Raw genomic sequence first — 17822 nt, forward strand, 5'->3', positions numbered from 1 at the left:
AGGAGAGGGGCTTTGATTCCCTCTCCTGCGGGAGAGGGGAATCACCAGCGCGGCGACTTGGTCAGCGGCGGGGCCTGATGCTGGCGGTCGTAAGCACGCAGTTCGTCGCGGATATGCGCAACGCGCTGGCGGCCCAGCGCGTTGCGGCTGTCGTCCAGCACCACGCCGTCGAGCAGTTCGGCCATGCGTTGCACGGTGGGCAACATCTTTTCCCAGGCATCGAGCGCGGTCATCGGTGCCGGCAAGGTCAGGAAGAAGGCGATCGCCGGCGTCTGCATCTCGCGAATGTTGGCCATGTCGAAGCTGCCCGGCTTGAGAATGCTGGCCATGCTGAAGATCGGGCCGCGCTCGGGATGCCCTTCCACCAAGCGGTGAAAGACATTCATGTGGCCAAACACCAGGCCGGTCTTTTCGGCGGCAACCACCACGTCTTCGCCACGCAGCACCTGGCCGGCCTTGGCCGCCACGAACAGCGACACGATCTTGTCGAAATCCTGATTCGGACGCTTGCCGACATCGTTGCCGCCAGCGCCGTCCTGGTCATCGAGTTCCAGTTCGCTCTGCTCGGCGCTGGTGTCGCTGCGCTCGAAGGGCGTTCCGTCCGCGTCCACGCCGCTGGAAATGACCGGCTCGCGGCGTTCGCGCGGCTGGGTGTCGTCCTTGTCCACCCGTCGCCCCTGCGGCGATTTCTTCGGGCGGCCAAACAGGAAAATGGCCGCGACCAGCAGCAGTCCAGCGATCAGGATCCCGATCCGGATCATGGCCATGTCGGACATTCAGCGTGCCTCCGCGCAAGAGTGACAGGTGTAATCATTCCAGCAAGCATGGCACGTCATGCCGCGCCCGCCAAACGTGCGGCCTCTTCCAGGTCCACGCTCACCAGGCGGCTGACGCCGGGTTCGCGCATGGTCACGCCGGAGAGCTGGCGCGCCGCTTCCATGGTCGCCTTGTTGTGGCTGACGAACAGGAACTGCACCTTCTCGCTCATCTCCTTGACCATGTTGGCCAGGCGGCCGACGTTGGCCTCGTCCAGCGGTGCGTCCACCTCATCAAGCAGGCAGAACGGCGCCGGGTTGAGCTGGAAGATCGCAAACACCAGCGCCACCGCGGTCATCGCCTTTTCGCCACCGGACAGCAGCGAAATGCTCGACACGCGCTTGCCCGGCGGGCGCGCCATGATGGTCACGCCGGTGTCGAGCAGATCTTCGCCGGTGAGCTCCAGATACGCGTGGCCGCCGCCGAACAGGCGCGGATACAAGGCCTGCACACCCGAGTTGACGCGGTCGAAAGTGTCCTTGAAGCGGCCACGGGTTTCGCGGTCGATCTTGCGGATCGCTTCTTCGAGCGTTTCCAGCGCCGTCGTCAGGTCCACGTTCTGCGCGTCCAGATACTCGGAACGCTGCGCGGCTTCGCCGTATTCCTGGATCGCGGCCAGGTTGACCGGCTCCAGCCGGCGCATGCGGGCATCGATCTGCCCCACCGCCGCTTCCCACTCGGCCGGGTTGGCGGCCTCGTCCAACCCATTGACCACGTCTTCGAGCATGAAGCCGGCCTTGACCACCGCGGCAGCGAGTTGTTCGGCGTTGAGCACCAGCGCCTGCTGGTCGAGCTTGCGCTGGGAGATGCGCTCGCGTTGCGCCAGGGCCTGCTCGTCGCGCTGCTGGCGGGTCTGTTCGAAGCTGCGCAGTTCGCCGTCGATGCTGTCCAGCATGGTGCGCGCCTCGCCGAGCACGCGCTCGGTGCGCACGCGCTCGCTCAAGGCGGCCTGATGTTCGTGTTCAAGCGTTTCGACCGGCGAATCGCCTTCGCTCAACTGCGCCACCAGATCTTCCAGACGCGTGTCGAGCTGGCCACGCTGGCTGTCCATGCGCTCCAGGGTCTGGCTCAGCGAGGTGATCTGGGTGCGCTGGGATTCCAGCGTGAGTGCCAAGGCATGCATCGCATCGCGTACGCCACGCGCGGCATCACGCGCCTGGTCGCGTGCATCGGTGAGCTGGCGGCGTTCGCTTTCCAGTGCTTCGCGGGTGCCTTGCAGGTCGCCCATGCGCACCACCGCGTCCTCGAGCTTGGCGCGCGCTTCGCGGGCCTGCTCGCGGCTGGTGTCCAGGGTTTCCAGCAACTGCCCCAGCTCGGCCTCGATCCGCTCGATGCGCCCACGTGCCGCGTCCACCTTGCCCTGCTGGCTCTGCAGCTGGCCGGCCAGTTCGGACGCGCTGCGGTGCGCCATGTACAGCTGGCGCTGCGCGTCTTCGCGCTGTTGTTCGGCGGCCAGCAGTTGCTCGCGGAAGCTGGCCAGTTGTTCTTCCAGGTCGCCCTCGCGCTCCTGCAGCGTGTCGATCTGCGAGCGCAGCTCCTGGATCTCGCGCTCGCGCAGCAACGCGCCCTGCTTGGCCGCGCCGGAGCGCGACACGCGCACCCAGCCCTCGCCCAGCCGCTCGCCGCTGCGGGTGATCACCGAATCGCCGTCCGGCAGGTTGCGCTGCAGGCTGCGCGCGGCATCCAGGTCTTCGGCGGCATGCAGGCGCGCCAGCAAGCGGCGGATCGCAGTCGGCCCCTGCACCTTGGCGGCAAGCGAGGTCGGCGCGAACTGCACGTTGTCGGTGGCCGACGACACCAGCGCGATGCGCCCGTCGCCCAACTCGCCCAGCGCATCGACCAATTGCTCCGGCGCCTCCACCAGCACGCCTTCGATCAACTGACCCAACGCGCCTTCCACCGCGTTTTCCCAGCCGCTTTCCACGCTGATGCGCTCGCCCACGCGCGCGGCCGAATCCAGCCCGCGCGCCTTGAGCCAGGCCACGGCGGCGCCCTGCTCCTGACCCAGCGCTGCCTGCTGCAGCGTTTCCAATGACGACAGCCGGCCGCGTGCGGCCTGCGCCTGCTTGCGGACTTCGGCCAGTTCGCCCTGGCTGGCGCGTTGCTGTTCCTGCAAGCCACCCAGCGCGTGCTTGCGCGCTTCGACCTGCTCGGTCAGTCCGTCCAGCGAGGCCTTTTGCGTTTCATGCCGCAATTCGATCTGCTCGAACGCTTCGGCCAACGCGTCCAGATCCAGCCCGGCGCGTTCGTTGACCAGCGCCTCGCGGCGGCGGTCGGCTTCCAGCGATTGCCGGTCCAGATAATCGACGCGGGTGCGCTCCACTTCGCCGGCGCGCGAGGCTTCGCCGGTGTCGCGGTTATGGGTTTCCCAGCGCTGCTGCCAGTCGGCCAGGCGGGCTTCGGCCTCGCGCAGTGCGTCCTGGCGGAATTCGTGATCTTCGCGCAATTGCTCCAGCTGCGGTTCGGCATCGGCCACCGCCTCGCGCAACACCGCCAGCTTGGCGGAGTCGCCGCTGATGTGCTGGGTGAGCTCCTGCAGCTGGCTCTGCGCTTCGTCGCGCGCCTTGTGCAGGCGGTGCGAGAGTTCGCGCTGGTGCTGGATCTGCTGCTCGATACGCGCCAGTGCGCCACCGACCTGGTAGACATCGGCCTGCGCCTTGGCCACCGCTTCGGCGGCCTCTTCGCGGCGCACACGGCCGGTTTCGATGCGCGCTTCGGCATCGCGCTGCTCGGCGATCAGCTGCTGCAGGCGGGTTTCTTCCTGATTCAACTTTTCGCGCAGGCCTTGCAGCTGGCCATCCAGGCCGCGGTACTCCAAGGCTTTCCACTCCGCATCCTTGATGCGGCGTTCTTCCTGCAACGCCTGGTACTGCTCGGCCTGCCGCGCCTGGCGCTGCAGATGCGCCAGCTGCTTGGTGATCTCCTCGCGCAGGTCACCCAGGCGATCGAGGTTTTCGCGCGTATGGCGGATGCGCGTTTCGGTTTCCTTGCGGCGTTCCTTGTACTTGGAAATGCCGGCGGCTTCTTCCAGGTAGACGCGCAGATCTTCCGGGCGCGCCTCGATGATCTGGCTGATCATGCCCTGCTCGATGATCGAGTAGCTGCGCGGCCCCAGGCCGGTGCCCAGGAACAGGTCAGTGATGTCGCGGCGCCGGCACTTGGTGCCGTTGAGGTAATACGCGCTGGTGCCGTCGCGGCTGACCAGGCGCTTGACCGAGATCTCGTTGAACGAGGCGAACTCGCCGGAGATGGTGTGATCGGAATTGTCGAAGATCAGCTCCACCGTCGCCTGCGACACCGGCTTGCGCGCCGAAGAGCCGGAAAAGATCACGTCGGTCAGCGAGTCGCCGCGCAGGCGGCTGGCCGAGCTTTCGCCCATCACCCAGCGCACCGCATCGATGATGTTGGACTTGCCGCAGCCATTGGGGCCGACGATGCCGGTCATGTTGGTGGGCAGGTGCAACGTGGTCGGGTCGACGAACGACTTGAAACCGGACAGTTTGATCGTGGAAAGACGCATGGACGCTAGGGATCTCGGTCAACGGCGCAACAGGCGCCGTCGGGACGGGTTTGCGAGGGCTTCGCCCCTGGCTGGCAAGGCGCCGGCGGCAGTACACGAAGCGAACGATTGATGGCGAGTATAGCCGGGCAGGCACGGCCGGCATGGCCGCCGCGCAGGCCATGGCGGCCGGCGCGGTTCAGGACCGGCGCGGCCGGCGGCCACGCACCGGCAGGCCCGCAAGGTGTTGCAGCGCGGCCCGCAGTGCGGCGCGGAACACTGCCGCATGCTGCAATGCGAGAAATTCCTGGTAGCGCACCGCCAACCGCGGCACCGTTGCCAGGCGCTCGGCCAAGCGTGCAGCGGCATCTGCGGGCGCGCCGGCAATGGCCTCCAACAACGCGGCACGGTGTGGATCCTGCCGGGCATGCGGATCGATGTGCCCTGCCCGTTCGGCACCGCCGAGAAACAGCCACAGGCGCATGGCGCGCGCCGGCCCCTCACGGCTGAAACGTTGCTCCGGATCGCCCAGCAACGCTCCCTGTGACCACCACAGCGATGGGCTCGCGGCCGCGTATTCGGTGAACGGCCCACGCCCGGAATAGAGCGCGTGCAGCACGAGCAGCCCGGCCAACGAATGCCCCCAGAGCGCCTGCCGCTCACGATCCAGCGGCACACGCCGCGCCAGCGCGGGCATGGCCTGCCCCGTCAACACTTCCAACAGCGCGTTGGCGCCGCCGCCCACCGGCCCGGGCGGCGCCGTGGGCGGGGCCAGGAACGAATGGTCCGCTGGTTGGAATGTGTAGTCATGGGCACGCCTGGGCAGATCCACCAGCAGGTCGTTGTCGGGTGCGACGAACACCAGCACCCGCGGGGTCGGCGCAGCGGCCAGGCCCTGCAGCCATGCGTGATCGAACTGCGCCAGCGCCCGGTTACCGTCCAGCATCCACAACGCAGGGAATCCGCGCCGCGGTGGCCGGGTCCGCGGAATTCCGATGCGCATGCGCCAGCGGCCGCCGTGACCGTCACCGACCTCGAAAGTTTCGAACCGGTAGAACGGCGAGCGCGCATCGAGAACCGAGCGGCCAAGCCGTGCCGACGGCCGACCACCGTGCGGCCGCGTTCCGGAGACAGCGTATCGATGCGACCGCATGCACTGCGCCTCGAATCATGCAAGGAACGCCGAGCCTGCAACGCAGCACGCCACGCGGCAAGCACAGGCGTCGCACCGGTTTGGTCGCGAATCAGACAGCTCGCCTGCGCCTGGTCTGTTCGACGCGTCAGCAGACAAGCCTGATCGCACCGTTGATGCAACACGCAACGCGGCAAGGTCAAGCGTCACGCCGGTTTGGCCGCGAATCAGACAGGTCCGCCTGCACCTGGCCTGTTCAACGCGTCAGCAGACAAGCCTGATCGCACCGTTGATGCAACCAGCGCCCGTCACCGCCTTGCGCTGCCTATTTTCCGCCCATAAAAAAAGGGCGCCGTGAGGCGCCCTTCTTGATGCAGACACGTATCGCAATCAGGCGTCGGATTCGACGATGACCTTGACGGTGGTTTCCACATCGGCGTGCAGGTGCAGCACAACGTCGTACTCGCCGACATTGCGGAATGCGCCTTCGCCCAGGATCACTTCGCTCTTTTCCAGCGGCAGGCCGGCGGCGGTGAATGCCTCGGCGATGTCGCGCGGGCCGACCGAACCGTACAGCTTGCCTTCCGTCGACGCGTGCGCGCCGATGGTGACGCTGGCGCCTTCGAACTTGGTGGCGCGGCTCTGTGCATCGGCCAGGATGGTGTTGGCCTTGGCTTCGTACTCGGCGCGCTTGGTTTCGAACGCTTCGACGTTCGCAGCGGTGGCCGGTACGGCCTTGCCCTGCGGCACGAGGAAGTTACGGCCGTAGCCCGGCTTGACGCTGACCTTGTCGCCCAGGTTGCCCAGGTTGGTCACTTTCTGCAGAAGAATCAGATCCATGGTGGTGCTCCGTTATTCGTTAGCGCCGGCCTGTGGCCGCCGCAACGGGTGCTGTCCGAATAGGAGAAGCCGGGAATCGGGATTGGGGAATCGGGAATCGTAAGAACCCCGACCAACACCGCACACTCGAACTACCGGCTTCTATCAATTTATCAACCCGCACATGGATGTGCGGGCTTTTGTGAAGGACTCACATCAGACCGTGCGGGCTTTTCGTGAGGGGCTCACATCAGACCGTGCAGGCTCATGTGAGCGACTCACACAGAAAAACCGTGTGGGCCTTGCGAAAGGAGCCGCGCCAGTGGCGGGCTCCTACGCAGCACTACTTTAGACGTCGTGATTATCCGTGTACGGGATCAGCGCCAGGAAACGCGAGCGCTTGACGGCCGTTGCCAGCTGACGCTGGTACTTGGACTTGGTACCGGTCACGCGGCTCGGCACGATCTTGCCGTTCTCGGTGAGGTACTGACGCAGGGTGTTGAGATCCTTGTAATCGATCTCTTTGACGCCCTCGGCGGTGAACTTGCAGAACTTGCGACGACGGAAGAACTTGGACATGACAGCGCTCCTTAAGCGGCTTCGGCGTTGTCGCCGTCGGTATCGGTGGCGGCAGGTGCAGCATCGCCTTCCTCGTCGTCACGACGACGACGCTCGCTACGCTCGGGCTTGTCGCCCTTCTCGTCCTTGCTCTTCATGATCAGCGACTGCTCGGTATCCGGGCCATCGCGCTTGATCACCAGGTGACGCAGCACCGCATCGTTGAAGCGGAAGCTTTCCACCAGCTCGCTCAGCACGGCCTGGTCGACTTCGATGTTGAGCAGCACGTAGTGCGCCTTCACCAGGTTCTGGATCGGGTAGGCCAGCTGACGACGGCCCCAGTCTTCCAGACGGTGGATGGTGCCGTTACCGCCCTCGATCAGCGACTTGTAGCGCTCGATCATGGCCGGGACCTGCTCGCTCTGGTCCGGATGGACCAGGAACACGACTTCGTAATGACGACTCATGTTGTTTTACCTTTCGGATGTGGCCACGTGGGCCGGACAGCTCCCCGGGGAACCCGCACAAGGCGGCCGGTGGAGCAAGGGTTTCCCGCCCAAACGGGCAGGAAGCCGGAAAGTATGGCAGTCCAAGCGCTTAGCCGCAACCGGGCCATCCCAACAGCCAAGCTAACGAGTGCGGCGACCGCTTAAGCCCCTCTCCCGCCGGGAGAGGGGTTGGGGTGAGGGTACGGGGCAAAGCCACTCGTATCGTTCAGCCACGCGAGCTTCGCCCGTACCCTCATCCGCCCCTTTGGGGCACCTTCTCCCGATGGGAGAAGGAAAAACACTCCGACGCTGTGTGGCTCACTCTCTAGCTCAGCGGTGCTCGGCTTCGGTAGTGAAGCTCTCGCCGCAGCCGCACTCGGCCGTGGCATTGGGGTTGCTGAAGGTGAAGGTCTCGCTCAGGCCGTGCTTGCCGAAGTCGATGCAGGTGCCATCCACCAGCGGCAGGCTGGTCGGGTCGACAAAGATGCTGACCCCGCCCTGCTCGAATACCGCGTCGTCGTCACGCTTTTCGCGCGCCAGGTCGGTGATGTGGCCCCAGCCGGAGCAGCCGGTCTTGGTCACGCCAAAGCGCAGCCCCAGCGCACCCGGGGTCTGCTGCACGAAACGCTGCACGCGCTCCAGCGCGGCGGGGGTGAGGCTGATGGTCATACGGGCACTCCAACACAATAGCGGCAAGTATAGAGGCCGACCGGCGCGATCGGCATGCAGGCCAGATGGGGCCAGCGTTGCGGGTAGACAAGCACAGCGCGCGAGCGCCTGTTCAGGTGCTCGCGCCGGCACGGTCGCAGCCAGTAAACTCGCAGGTCACTCCAAGGTCGCTACGGCGAGGAATAGTCATGACGGTGGTCAGCGTTGAACATGCGCTTGCGGGGAAGATCCCGGAAGGCGGCGAAGTTACGGTACGCGGGTGGGTGCGCACGCTGCGCGGGTCTGCCGGACTGGCCTTCATCAACGTCACCGATGGCTCCTGCTTCGCGCCGATCCAGGTCGTGGCCACCGAGTCGCTGCCGAATTTCGACGAGATCAAGCGGCTGACCAGTGGCTGTTCGCTGATCGCCAAGGGCGTGCTGGTGAAGTCGCAAGGCAAGGGGCAATCGTTCGAGATCCAGGCCAGCGGCGTGGAGATCGTCGGCTGGGTCGAAGACCCGCTCACCTACCCGATCCAGCCCAAGCCGATGTCGCCGGAGTTCCTGCGCGAAGTGGCGCATCTGCGTCCGCGCACCAACCTGTTCGGCGCGGTCACGCGTATCCGCAACTGCCTGGCGCAGGCGGTGCACCGCTTCTTCCACCAGAACGGCTTTAACTGGATCAGCACGCCGATCATCACCACCTCCGACGCCGAAGGCGCCGGGCAGATGTTCCGCGTCTCCACGCTGGACATGGTGAACCTGCCGCGCACCGCGCAGGGCGAGGTGGATTTCAGCCGCGACTTCTTCGGCAAGGAAACCTTCCTGACCGTGTCCGGCCAGCTCAACGTGGAGGCCTACTGCCTGGCACTGAGCAAGGTCTACACCTTCGGGCCGACCTTCCGCGCCGAAAACAGCCACACCACCCGCCATCTGGCCGAGTTCTGGATGATCGAGCCGGAAATCGCCTTCGCCGATCTGGCCGAAGACGCGCGCCTGGCCGAACAGTTCCTCAAGTACCTGTTCCGCGCGGTGCTGGACGAACGTGGCGACGATCTGGCCTTCCTGGCCGAGCGCGTGGACAAGAACGCCATCAGCAAGCTGGAAGCCTTCATCAATGCGCCGTTCGAGCAGATCGACTACACAGAGGCGGTAAAGCTGCTGCAGAACTCCGGCAAAAAGTTCGACTTCCCGGTCGAATGGGGCCTGGACCTGCAAACCGAGCACGAGCGCTGGCTGACCGAAGAACACATCGGCCGCCCCGTGGTGGTGACCAACTATCCTGAGCACATCAAGGCGTTCTACATGCGCCTGAACGACGACGGCAAGACGGTTGCGGCGATGGACGTGCTGGCGCCGGGCATCGGCGAGATCATCGGCGGCAGCCAGCGCGAAGAGCGCCTGGACGTGCTCGACGCGCGCATGGCGCAGTTCGGCCTGGATAAGGAGCACTACAGCTGGTACCGCGATTTCCGCCGGTATGGCTCGGTGCCGCATGCCGGCTTCGGCTTGGGGTTCGAACGCCTGGTGGTTTACGTGTGCGGCTTGAGCAATATCCGCGACGCGATCCCCTACCCGCGCGCGCCGGGCAGCGCGGAGTTCTGATGTGAGCACGGGGGCGGCCACCGTCACGATGTATCGCCCCTTGGGACCGGAGGAATACGCCTTGGTGCGTGACTCCGGCTTCCGACGCTGGCCGCCGCGATTGCCGGAGCAGCCAATCTTCTATCCGGTCACCAATCAGCGCTATGCCGAGGAAATCGCATCGCGCTGGAACGTCAAGGACAGCGGCGTTGGCTACGTGGCGCAGTTCGATGTGCTCGCTGCGTTCGTCGACCAATACGCCATTCAAAAAGTCGGCGGCGCACATCACACCGAGTGGTGGATTCCGGCCGAAGACTTGGACACGTTGAACGAGGCGATCGTCGGCCTCATCACGATCATTGCCCGCTTCGATGCTCCGCCTGCCGAGCCCCGCACATGACCCTGTTCTTCGCGCTATGTTTCGTGGGTGTTGCAGTCGCCGGGCTGACCGCCCTGCTGATCTTCTGGCCACTCACCCTGGTGCACCTGCGCGACCGCCACCCGGATGCGCTGGACAGCTTCGGCGAGCCGGCCTTCATCAGTCCCACCGCGTGGCGCTGGTTGTTGGCGCGCCGCTACCGCAGCTACCGCGACAGTGCGCTGTCCGGTCTGGCCACACCCGCCTGGCTCTCGCTGCTGACCATTTTCTTCGGCCTGGGCATGGCGGCCCTGCTCGGGCTGCTTTCCAAGGTACTGGCATGAACATCATCGACATCGACGCAGCGCACAGCTCTGGCAGCCACGATCAGTGGTGGCTGGCCACCATCGGCCGCACCCTGATCTGGGCGCGCCTGCGCATCAAGGAAGCCGGCACTGCCGAAGTGCTGGACAGCGATGGCAAGACGTTGGCCTACGACAGTGAGGACACCGCACGCGCGGCCTTGTTCGATGCCGAATTCGTGGCACTGGACGGGCTGGACGAAGAAGACGCGCTGATGCGCGGCTTTTCGCTGCATGAGGTGTCGCCACCGCGCGGCGACAGCGATGCCGACCTGCGTGAGCGCATGGTGGTGACGATGGGCGGCCGCGCCTGAGATGTACGCACCGCGCGCGTTCGCACAGACCGATCTGGCGTTGCTGGACGGCCTGATCGCGCATGACCCGTTCGTCACCTTGATCACGCCGGGCGAGACCGGGCAACCGGTCATCTCGCATCTGCCGGTGATCTATCGGCGCGATGCAGAGGCGATCGTCATCGAAGGGCATTGGGCCCGCCCCAATCCGCAGGCGCGCCACCATGGCGATGCAGTGATGCTCGTGCATGGCCCGCATGCCTATGTGTCGCCCACCTGGTATCCGGACAAGGAAGCCGGCGCCCGCGTGCCCACCTGGAACTACGCGGTGGCGCATCTGCATGGCCAGTGCAGCGTGGTCGAGGACGAGGCGGCGGTCGTCGACTTGATCGGGCGCATGAGCGCGCAGTTCGAACACAGCATCGGCAGCGACTGGCTGTTCGAGATGGACCGTGACAGCCATCGGCGCCAGCTGCGCGGGCTGGTGGCCTTCCGCTTCGTACCCAGCCGCATCGAACTCACCTTCAAGCTCAGTCAGAATCACCCGGTGGCCAATGTGCGTGCCGTCAGCGCTGCGCTGGCCGCCCAGGCCTCGGCCGAGACGCAGGCGGTGGCCGCGCTGATGCGCGATGCACTGCAGGCGCGCAGCAGCCATGACTGAGCAGCGCCGTCGGCTTGGCGTTCCTGCACCACGGCTTTACGCCACTGCGGTGGCACCTACGCTCCCTTCCCCACGTTCTGGAATACTGCGCGCATGAACGAGCTCAACCATTTGCTTGAAAACAACCGCGCCTGGGCCGATCGCATCAATCGCGAAGACCCGGAATTCTTTGCCAAGCTGTCCACCCAGCAATCCCCGGAATATCTGTGGATCGGCTGTTCGGATTCACGCGTTCCGGCCAACCAGATCATCGACATGGCGCCGGGCGAAGTGTTCGTCCACCGCAACATCGCCAATGTGGTGGTGCATACCGATCTGAATTGCCTGTCGGTGATCCAGTTCGCCGTCGACGTCCTCAAGGTCAAGCACATTCTGGTCGTCGGCCATTACGGCTGCGGCGGCGTGTTCGCCAGCCTGACCCAGAAGCGCATGGGCCTGGTGGACAACTGGATCCGCCACGTCACCGATGTGGCCGACAAGCACGAGGCCTGCCTGCATCAGGCTGGCGACCTGTCGGTGCAGCACGCACGCCTGTGCGAGCTCAATGTGCTGGAACAAGTAGTCAACGTCTGCCGCACCACCATCGTGCGCGACGCCTGGGACCGCGGCCAGGACCTGCGCGTGCACGGTTGGGTCTACAGCCTGCGCGACGGGCGGGCGCACGATCTGCGCATGTCGGTCGATCGTGCGGACATCCTGCAAGAGCGCTACGACGCGGCGCTGGCGCAGATCCAGGCCGACCATAGCGAACGCTGAGCGCAGCCGGCCGCGCGGCACCCATCGGTGCCGCCGGTTGGCTATGCTGGGCGTCTTCTTCGCCAAGGAACGCCGATGCTGGTCCCGCCGATCAACCTGCACGCCTGGGTCGAGCAGCACCGCCACCTGCTCAAGCCGCCGGTCGGCAACAAGTGCATCCAGCAGGACGGCTTCATCATCATGATCGTCGGCGGGCCGAACGCGCGCACCGACTATCACTATGACGAAGGCCCGGAGTGGTTTTTCCAGCTCGAAGGCGAAATGGTGCTGAAGGTGCAGGACGACGGCACCGCACGCGACATCCCGATCCGTGCCGGCGAGATCTTTCTGCTCCCGCCCAAGGTGCCGCATTCGCCACAACGCGCCGCCGGGTCGATCGGCCTGGTGATCGAGCGTGAGCGCCTGCCGCATGAGCAGGACGGTCTGCAGTGGTATTGCCCGCAGTGCAACCACAAGCTGTATGAAGCGATGTTTCCCCTGGAAAATATCGAAACCGACTTCCCGCCGGTGTTCGATCATTTCTATCGCTCGCTTGCGCTGCGCACCTGTACGCAGTGCGGGCATGTGCACCCTGCGCCGGAACGCTATGCCGCCGCCGAGGCCTGAGCCGCGGGCCGTGGGTTGCACCCGCATCTGCCAACCACCTTGCTTCTGCTGATCTCCACGCCATGCTGCGCGCACTGATCGACCTCAAGCCGCGCGACGTGCCATTGCGCGTTGCGCTGCGCAATACCGCCGCGGTGGTGTTGCCGCTGCTGATCGGCGTGGCGACGGGGCATGTTGCGGCCGGCCTGGCGGTGTGCAGCGGCGCGTTGAACACCATGTTCTCCGATCAGCCCGGCCCGTATCGGGCGCGCCTGCAGCGCATGCTGATGGCGGCGCTGGCGGCCGGCGGCGCCGCGCTGCTGGGCATCTGGGTCGGCCACAACACCCCCGCCCTGGTGCTCGCCGGGCTGGTGCTCGGCCTGGGCGGCGGCTTGCTGGTCGCACTGGGCCCGGTGGCGGCGCGGGTGGGCCTGACCAGCATGATCCTGTTGGTGGTCAGCGCCGACATGCGCCTGCCAGTGGCGCAGGCGCCAGGCGTTGCGCTGCTGATCTTTGCCGGCGGCGTGCTGCAGGTCCTGCTGGCGCTGGCTGCATGGCCCCTGCAGCGTTACCGGCCCGAGCGCTTCGCATTGGCAGAGCTGATGCGGCAGCTGGCCGGCATTGCGCGGCAACGCCCGGAAGCCAGTGCGCCGCCGCCGGCCACGCAGGAAGTGCTCGATGCCATGGTCATGCTGCATGGCGAGCACCGTTCGCGCGCAATCGCGGTGCAGAGCTTCCGCATCATTGCCGAGCTGTGCGACCGCGTGCGCCTGGAGCTGCTGTCGCTGGCCGATGCCGACACCCGCCTGGGTCAGTCACAGGCGCGGCCGGCGATCGAACGCGTGCTGGAGCGCAGCGCCATCGTGCTGGAACAACTTGCCCACGCGATGACCGTGGGGGAAGACCCTGCTGCCGCCACCGCCTCGATGACCGGCTTCGACGATCTGGTGGCGGCGCTGGCGCAGTTCCAGCACGACAACGCCGATACCCGCGAGCGCCGCCTGGTGCGCGTGGCGGTGGCGCGCGCGCAAGGCCTCGGCGGCCAGCTGCGCGCCCTGGTCCGCAATGCGCACTGGGCCAGCAGCCGCGGCGAGATCCAGGCGCAGCTGGCCGAAGCGCGGCTGCCCGCGGCGCTGCGCCCGGCCGCCACCTGGGCCACGCTGCGGGCGAACCTGGACCTGTCTTCGGTGGCGTTTCGTCATGCGTTGCGCTGCGGCGTGTGCCTGGCACTGGCGATCGCCTTCCAGCGCTGGCAGCAGATTCCGCACGGCTTCTGGATCCCGATGACCACCGCGATCGTGCTCAAGCCGGATTTCGGCGGTACTTTCAGCTTTGGCGCCTTGCGGGTTGCCGGCACCTTCATCGGCTTGTTGCTGGCCACGCTGCTTGCGCATCTGGCGATGGACGGTGCCGGCATCCGCCTCAGCCTGCTGGCATTGTTTTGCCTGGGATTTCGCCTGTTGACGCAGGTCAACTACGGCATCGGCGTGGCGTTTTTGACCGGCATGCTGGTGCTGCTGCTGTCGTTCGAAGGGCTGTCGCCGGGCGAGGCAGTCGGCGCGCGTCTGCAGGCCACCGTGGCCGGCAGCGCACTGGCGCTGATTGCCTACGCACTGTGGCCCACGCGCGAACGCCGGCAGATCCGCGCCTCGCTGGCGCAATTGCTAGATGCCTATCGCGCGCACCTGCGCAACCTGCTGCTCGGCCAGCTCGATGCCTTGAGCGACAGCCGTGCTGCCGCGCGGGTAGCGCGCACCAATACCCAGGCCTCGATCGAACGGCTGCGCGGAGAACCCCGCAGCCGACGCAACCTGGACGAGCTCAAGCGCGCCGAATCATTGTTGGCCAATGGCAACCGCTTGATCCGCGCCACGCTGTCACTGGAAGCGGTGCTGCGCGATGGTCACCCGCTGCCGGCACTGGATGGATTGCCTGCGTTTGCCGAGCAGGCCGACCAGGCCCTGGCCGAGTTGAGCGCCTGTCTGCGCGAAGGCCGCGTGCCGGCGCCGGCCACGCTGCGCACCGCCGAGCGCGGGGTGTCCGATGCGCTGGCGGCCCTACCTGATGGCCTGCCCGCAGCGGCGGCGCTGGCCGACACCATCGACCGTATCACCGACAGCATCGGCACCCTGACCCACCTGTTGCGCCCCGCCCGCCCCGCCACTGCCGAGGCCCCGGCCGTGCATGACGGCGCGCAGGGCGCCGGCAGGTAAACTGCGGCATTGACCTGCGCCGCGAGCCGATGATGACCGATCCACTGTCCCGCTCCCATGCTGCCGCACTGGACGCTGCCGACCCGCTGCGCGCGCTCCGCGATGCGTTCGTGTTTCCGCAACATGGCGGCCAGGATCAGACCTATTTCGTCGGCAATTCGCTGGGCCTGCAACCGCGCCAGGCGCGTGCGATGGTGTCCGAAGTGCTCGACCAGTGGGGCGCGCTCGCGGTGGAAGGCCACTTCACCGGCCCGACCCAATGGCTCACCTATCACCAGCTGGTGCGCGACGGGCTGGCACGGGTGGTCGGCGCACAGCCGGACGAGGTGGTGGCGATGAACACGCTCACCGTCAACCTACACCTGATGATGGCCAGCTTCTACCGGCCCAGCGCCGAGCGTGCCGCGATCCTGATCGAAGCCGGTGCGTTTCCGTCCGATCGCCACGCCGTGGAGTCGCAGCTGCGCCTGCACGGGCTGGACCCGGACACCCACCTGATCGAAGTGGAGCCCGACGCACCCGACGGCACGCTGTCGATGGACGCGATCGCTGAAGCAATTGCGCAGCACGGCCCGCGGCTGGCGCTGGTGCTGTGGCCAGGGATCCAGTACCGCACCGGCCAGGCGTTCGCGCTGGGCGAGATTGCGCGGCTGGCGCGCTCCCAGGGCGCAGCGGTGGGTTTCGACCTGGCGCACGCGGTGGGCAACATCCCGCTCAGCCTGCACGACGATGGCGTCGATTTCGCCGTGTGGTGCCACTACAAATATCTCAACGCCGGCCCGGGTGCGGTGGGTGGGTGCTTCGTGCATGCGCGGCATGCACATAGCAACCTGCCGCGCATGGCCGGCTGGTGGGGCCATGAACAACCGACGCGCTTCCGCATGGAACCGCAGTTCGTGCCTTCGCCCGGTGCCGAAGGCTGGCAGCTAAGCAATCCGCCGGTGCTGGCACTCGCCCCGCTGCGCGCGTCGCTGGAATTGTTCGACCAGGCCGGCATGCCGGCGCTGCGTGCCAAATCCGAGCAGCTCACCGGGCATCTGGAACAGCTGATCCAAGCGCGCGTGCCGCAGGTGCTGCAGATCGTCACTCCGGCCGATCCCGCACAGCGTGGCTGCCAGCTGTCGCTGCGCGTGGCCGGTGGCCGCACGCAGGGCCGTGCCCTGTTCGAGCACCTGCAATCGGTGGGTGTGCTGGGCGACTGGCGCGAGCCGGATGTGATCCGCATCGCGCCGGTACCGCTGTACAACCGCTTCTGCGATCTGCACCAGTTGGTGGAGCACGTGGAAACCTGGGCCGCTGCCTGAGCCCTTCCTCCTTGCCGGCGCCCCTGTCCGGCCGCTGCCGGATACCGCATTGAGCGCTGCTGCCTCCCCTCGTTCCCTGACCCTGATCGGCGCCGGTTTGGCCGGTTGCCTGCTCGCCATCCTGCTGTCGCGGCGCGGCTGGCAGATCACCTTGTACGAACGCCGTGGCGACCCGCGCATCAAGGGCTACGAGTCCGGGCGTTCGATCAACCTCGCCTTGGCCGAACGTGGCCGGCATGCCCTGCGCCAGGCCGGCGCGGAAGACGCGGTGATGGCCAAGGCGGTGATGATGCGCGGGCGCATGATCCACCCGGTCAGCGGCGAGCCGCAGCTGCAGCGCTACGGGCGTGACGACAGCGAGGTGATCTGGTCGATCCACCGCGCCGCCTTGAACGTCACCCTGCTCGATCTGGCCGAACAGGCTGGTGCGCGCGTGCATTTCTATCGGCGCCTGCACACGGTGGATTTCGATGCCGGCTACGCGCGCTTCATCGACGACCGCGACGACCAGCCGCACGAGATCCACTTCCAGGCACTGGTCGGCAGCGATGGCGCCGGCTCGGCCTTGCGCGCGGCCATGCAGCGCAAGGCGCCGGTGGGCGAACACATCGCCTTTCTCGATCATTCCTACAAGGAACTGGAGATTCCGCCGCGGGCGGATGGCGGTTTCCGCATCGAACGCAATGCGCTGCACATCTGGCCACGCGGGCGCTACATGTGCATCGCCCTGCCCAACGACGGCGGCACCTTCACGGTGACCTTGTTCCTGCCCAACGAAGGCACGCCGAGCTTTGCCACCACCCGCAGCGGCGACGAAGCGCTGGCCTTGTTTGCCCGCGACTTCCCCGATGCATTGCCGCTGATCCCGCAGCTCAAGGAACACTGGGAAGAGCACCCGCCCGGCCTGTTGGGCACGCTGACCCGCGAGCGCTGGCATCTGGATGGCCGCGCCGTGCTGCTGGGCGATGCCGCGCATGCGATGGTGCCGTTCCACGGCCAGGGCATGAACTGCGCGTTCGAAGATTGCGTGGCGCTGGCCGAACAGCTGGATGCACACAGCGACCTGGGCGAGGCGTTCGCGGCCTTCGAAGCCGCGCGCCGCGACGATGCGGCCGCGATCCAGCAGATGGCACTGGAAAACTATCTGGAGATGCGCGATCGCGTGGGCGATGCGCAATTCCTGCTGCAGCGCACGCTCGAACAGGAACTGCAGGCACGCTGGCCCACCCGCTTCGTCCCGCACTACACCATGGTCACCTTCCTGCGCACGCGCTACGCGATCGCCCTGGCACGCAGCGAGATCCAGCGCGAGATCCTGGTCGAAGCCACCCAAGGCCACACCGATCTATCGCGGATCGACTGGGCGGCACTCGAAACGGTGGTGCATACCCGCCTGGAGCCGCTGGAAGGCGCGCACTGAACGCAGGGATGCGGCGGCGTTGCCGATGACGTAGTGGCAGGACCGTGGTGGCGCGCAGGCGGCCACGACCCGAGCGACGCCTCGCTGTCAGTCGCCGCATGAATCGCATGTATGCGCGCGTGGTTGCTATCTCGCGTGCGGCGCACGGGCAGCAGCGCTGGGCCATGACGTCAGCCGTTTGCCCGCGCCCGCTGGCATCGACGAGCGCACAGCGCCTCTCTGCCGCCCCTGAAGCGCAGCGGCGTATTTCACGGCACCTCACAGCGCCCCCGCACAGCCGCGCCTCAGCGAGGCGGCGGGAGGATGAGAGATACTAACCAGCACCGG

Annotated in this window: 17 protein-coding genes; 10 read left to right on the forward strand and 7 right to left on the reverse strand. The window is 66.5% G+C overall.

Going from position 1 to position 17822, the window contains the following annotated elements:
• Window positions 1-41 precede the first annotated feature (41 nt).
• The 7 genes from zipA to QRM89_RS04565 form a co-directional block, all read right to left on the reverse strand.
• The gene (zipA, locus tag QRM89_RS04535) at window positions 42-776 is read right to left on the reverse strand and encodes a cell division protein ZipA (RefSeq protein WP_285447390.1); all 735 of its coding nucleotides are present in this window, start codon (window positions 774-776) and stop codon (window positions 42-44) included.
• 56 nt (window positions 777-832) lie between these two features.
• Complete coding sequence (smc, locus tag QRM89_RS04540) at window positions 833-4336, reverse strand: chromosome segregation protein SMC (RefSeq protein ID WP_285447391.1); 3504 nt, start codon at window positions 4334-4336, stop codon at window positions 833-835.
• 178 nt (window positions 4337-4514) lie between these two features.
• Window positions 4515-5468, reverse strand: a complete 954-nt coding sequence (locus tag QRM89_RS04545) for an alpha/beta hydrolase-fold protein (RefSeq protein WP_285447392.1) — start codon at window positions 5466-5468, stop codon at window positions 4515-4517.
• Window positions 5469-5837: 369 nt separating this feature from the next.
• Window positions 5838-6287, reverse strand: a complete 450-nt coding sequence (gene rplI, locus QRM89_RS04550) for a 50S ribosomal protein L9 (RefSeq protein WP_005991240.1) — start codon at window positions 6285-6287, stop codon at window positions 5838-5840.
• A gap of 327 nt (window positions 6288-6614) precedes the next feature.
• Entirely contained in the window at window positions 6615-6845 is a 231-nt protein-coding gene (rpsR, locus tag QRM89_RS04555) for a 30S ribosomal protein S18 (RefSeq protein ID WP_005991243.1), read from the reverse strand.
• Window positions 6846-6856: 11 nt separating this feature from the next.
• Window positions 6857-7291 carry a 30S ribosomal protein S6 gene (rpsF, locus tag QRM89_RS04560; RefSeq protein ID WP_011036747.1) on the reverse strand — a complete coding sequence of 145 codons (435 nt, stop codon included), beginning with the start codon at window positions 7289-7291 and terminating at the stop codon, window positions 6857-6859.
• A gap of 351 nt (window positions 7292-7642) precedes the next feature.
• Window positions 7643-7981, reverse strand: a complete 339-nt coding sequence (locus QRM89_RS04565; protein ID WP_014507399.1) for an iron-sulfur cluster assembly accessory protein — start codon at window positions 7979-7981, stop codon at window positions 7643-7645.
• A gap of 188 nt (window positions 7982-8169) precedes the next feature.
• Between QRM89_RS04565 and asnS the strand changes: the two genes are divergently transcribed.
• The 10 genes from asnS (at window position 8170) to QRM89_RS04615 (ending at window position 17495) form a co-directional block, all read left to right on the forward strand.
• On the forward strand, window positions 8170-9564 hold the full coding sequence (asnS, locus tag QRM89_RS04570) for an asparagine--tRNA ligase (protein ID WP_042598821.1): 1395 nt from the start codon (window positions 8170-8172) through the stop codon (window positions 9562-9564).
• A gap of 28 nt (window positions 9565-9592) precedes the next feature.
• Entirely contained in the window at window positions 9593-9943 is a 351-nt protein-coding gene (locus tag QRM89_RS04575; protein ID WP_274348668.1) for a hypothetical protein, read from the forward strand.
• Complete coding sequence (locus QRM89_RS04580; RefSeq protein ID WP_011036743.1) at window positions 9940-10245, forward strand: hypothetical protein; 306 nt, start codon at window positions 9940-9942, stop codon at window positions 10243-10245. Before QRM89_RS04575 ends, QRM89_RS04580 begins: the two co-directional genes overlap by 4 nt.
• Window positions 10242-10577, forward strand: coding sequence for a hypothetical protein (locus tag QRM89_RS04585; RefSeq protein ID WP_012438669.1), 336 nt, complete (start codon window positions 10242-10244; stop codon window positions 10575-10577). Before QRM89_RS04580 ends, QRM89_RS04585 begins: the two co-directional genes overlap by 4 nt.
• Before the next feature lies 1 nt (window position 10578).
• Window positions 10579-11217, forward strand: coding sequence for an FMN-binding negative transcriptional regulator (locus tag QRM89_RS04590; RefSeq protein ID WP_285447393.1), 639 nt, complete (start codon window positions 10579-10581; stop codon window positions 11215-11217).
• Between the two features lie 93 nt (window positions 11218-11310).
• Window positions 11311-11973 carry a carbonate dehydratase gene (can, locus tag QRM89_RS04595; RefSeq protein ID WP_011036740.1) on the forward strand — a complete coding sequence of 221 codons (663 nt, stop codon included), beginning with the start codon at window positions 11311-11313 and terminating at the stop codon, window positions 11971-11973.
• Between the two features lie 75 nt (window positions 11974-12048).
• Complete coding sequence (locus QRM89_RS04600; RefSeq protein ID WP_114997753.1) at window positions 12049-12579, forward strand: 3-hydroxyanthranilate 3,4-dioxygenase; 531 nt, start codon at window positions 12049-12051, stop codon at window positions 12577-12579.
• 62 nt (window positions 12580-12641) lie between these two features.
• Window positions 12642-14771 carry an FUSC family protein gene (locus QRM89_RS04605; RefSeq protein ID WP_285447394.1) on the forward strand — a complete coding sequence of 710 codons (2130 nt, stop codon included), beginning with the start codon at window positions 12642-12644 and terminating at the stop codon, window positions 14769-14771.
• Window positions 14772-14803: 32 nt separating this feature from the next.
• Window positions 14804-16075: a kynureninase gene (kynU, locus tag QRM89_RS04610; protein ID WP_285447395.1), complete on the forward strand. Its 1272-nt coding sequence runs from the start codon at window positions 14804-14806 to the stop codon at window positions 16073-16075.
• A 49-nt stretch (window positions 16076-16124) separates the two neighbouring features.
• Window positions 16125-17495 carry an NAD(P)/FAD-dependent oxidoreductase gene (locus QRM89_RS04615; RefSeq protein ID WP_285447396.1) on the forward strand — a complete coding sequence of 457 codons (1371 nt, stop codon included), beginning with the start codon at window positions 16125-16127 and terminating at the stop codon, window positions 17493-17495.
• The last annotated feature ends 327 nt before the right edge of the window (window positions 17496-17822 follow it).

It is taken from the genome of Xanthomonas sp. LMC-A-07, assembly GCF_030208825.1.
Classification (GTDB): domain Bacteria; phylum Pseudomonadota; class Gammaproteobacteria; order Xanthomonadales; family Xanthomonadaceae; genus Xanthomonas; species Xanthomonas campestris.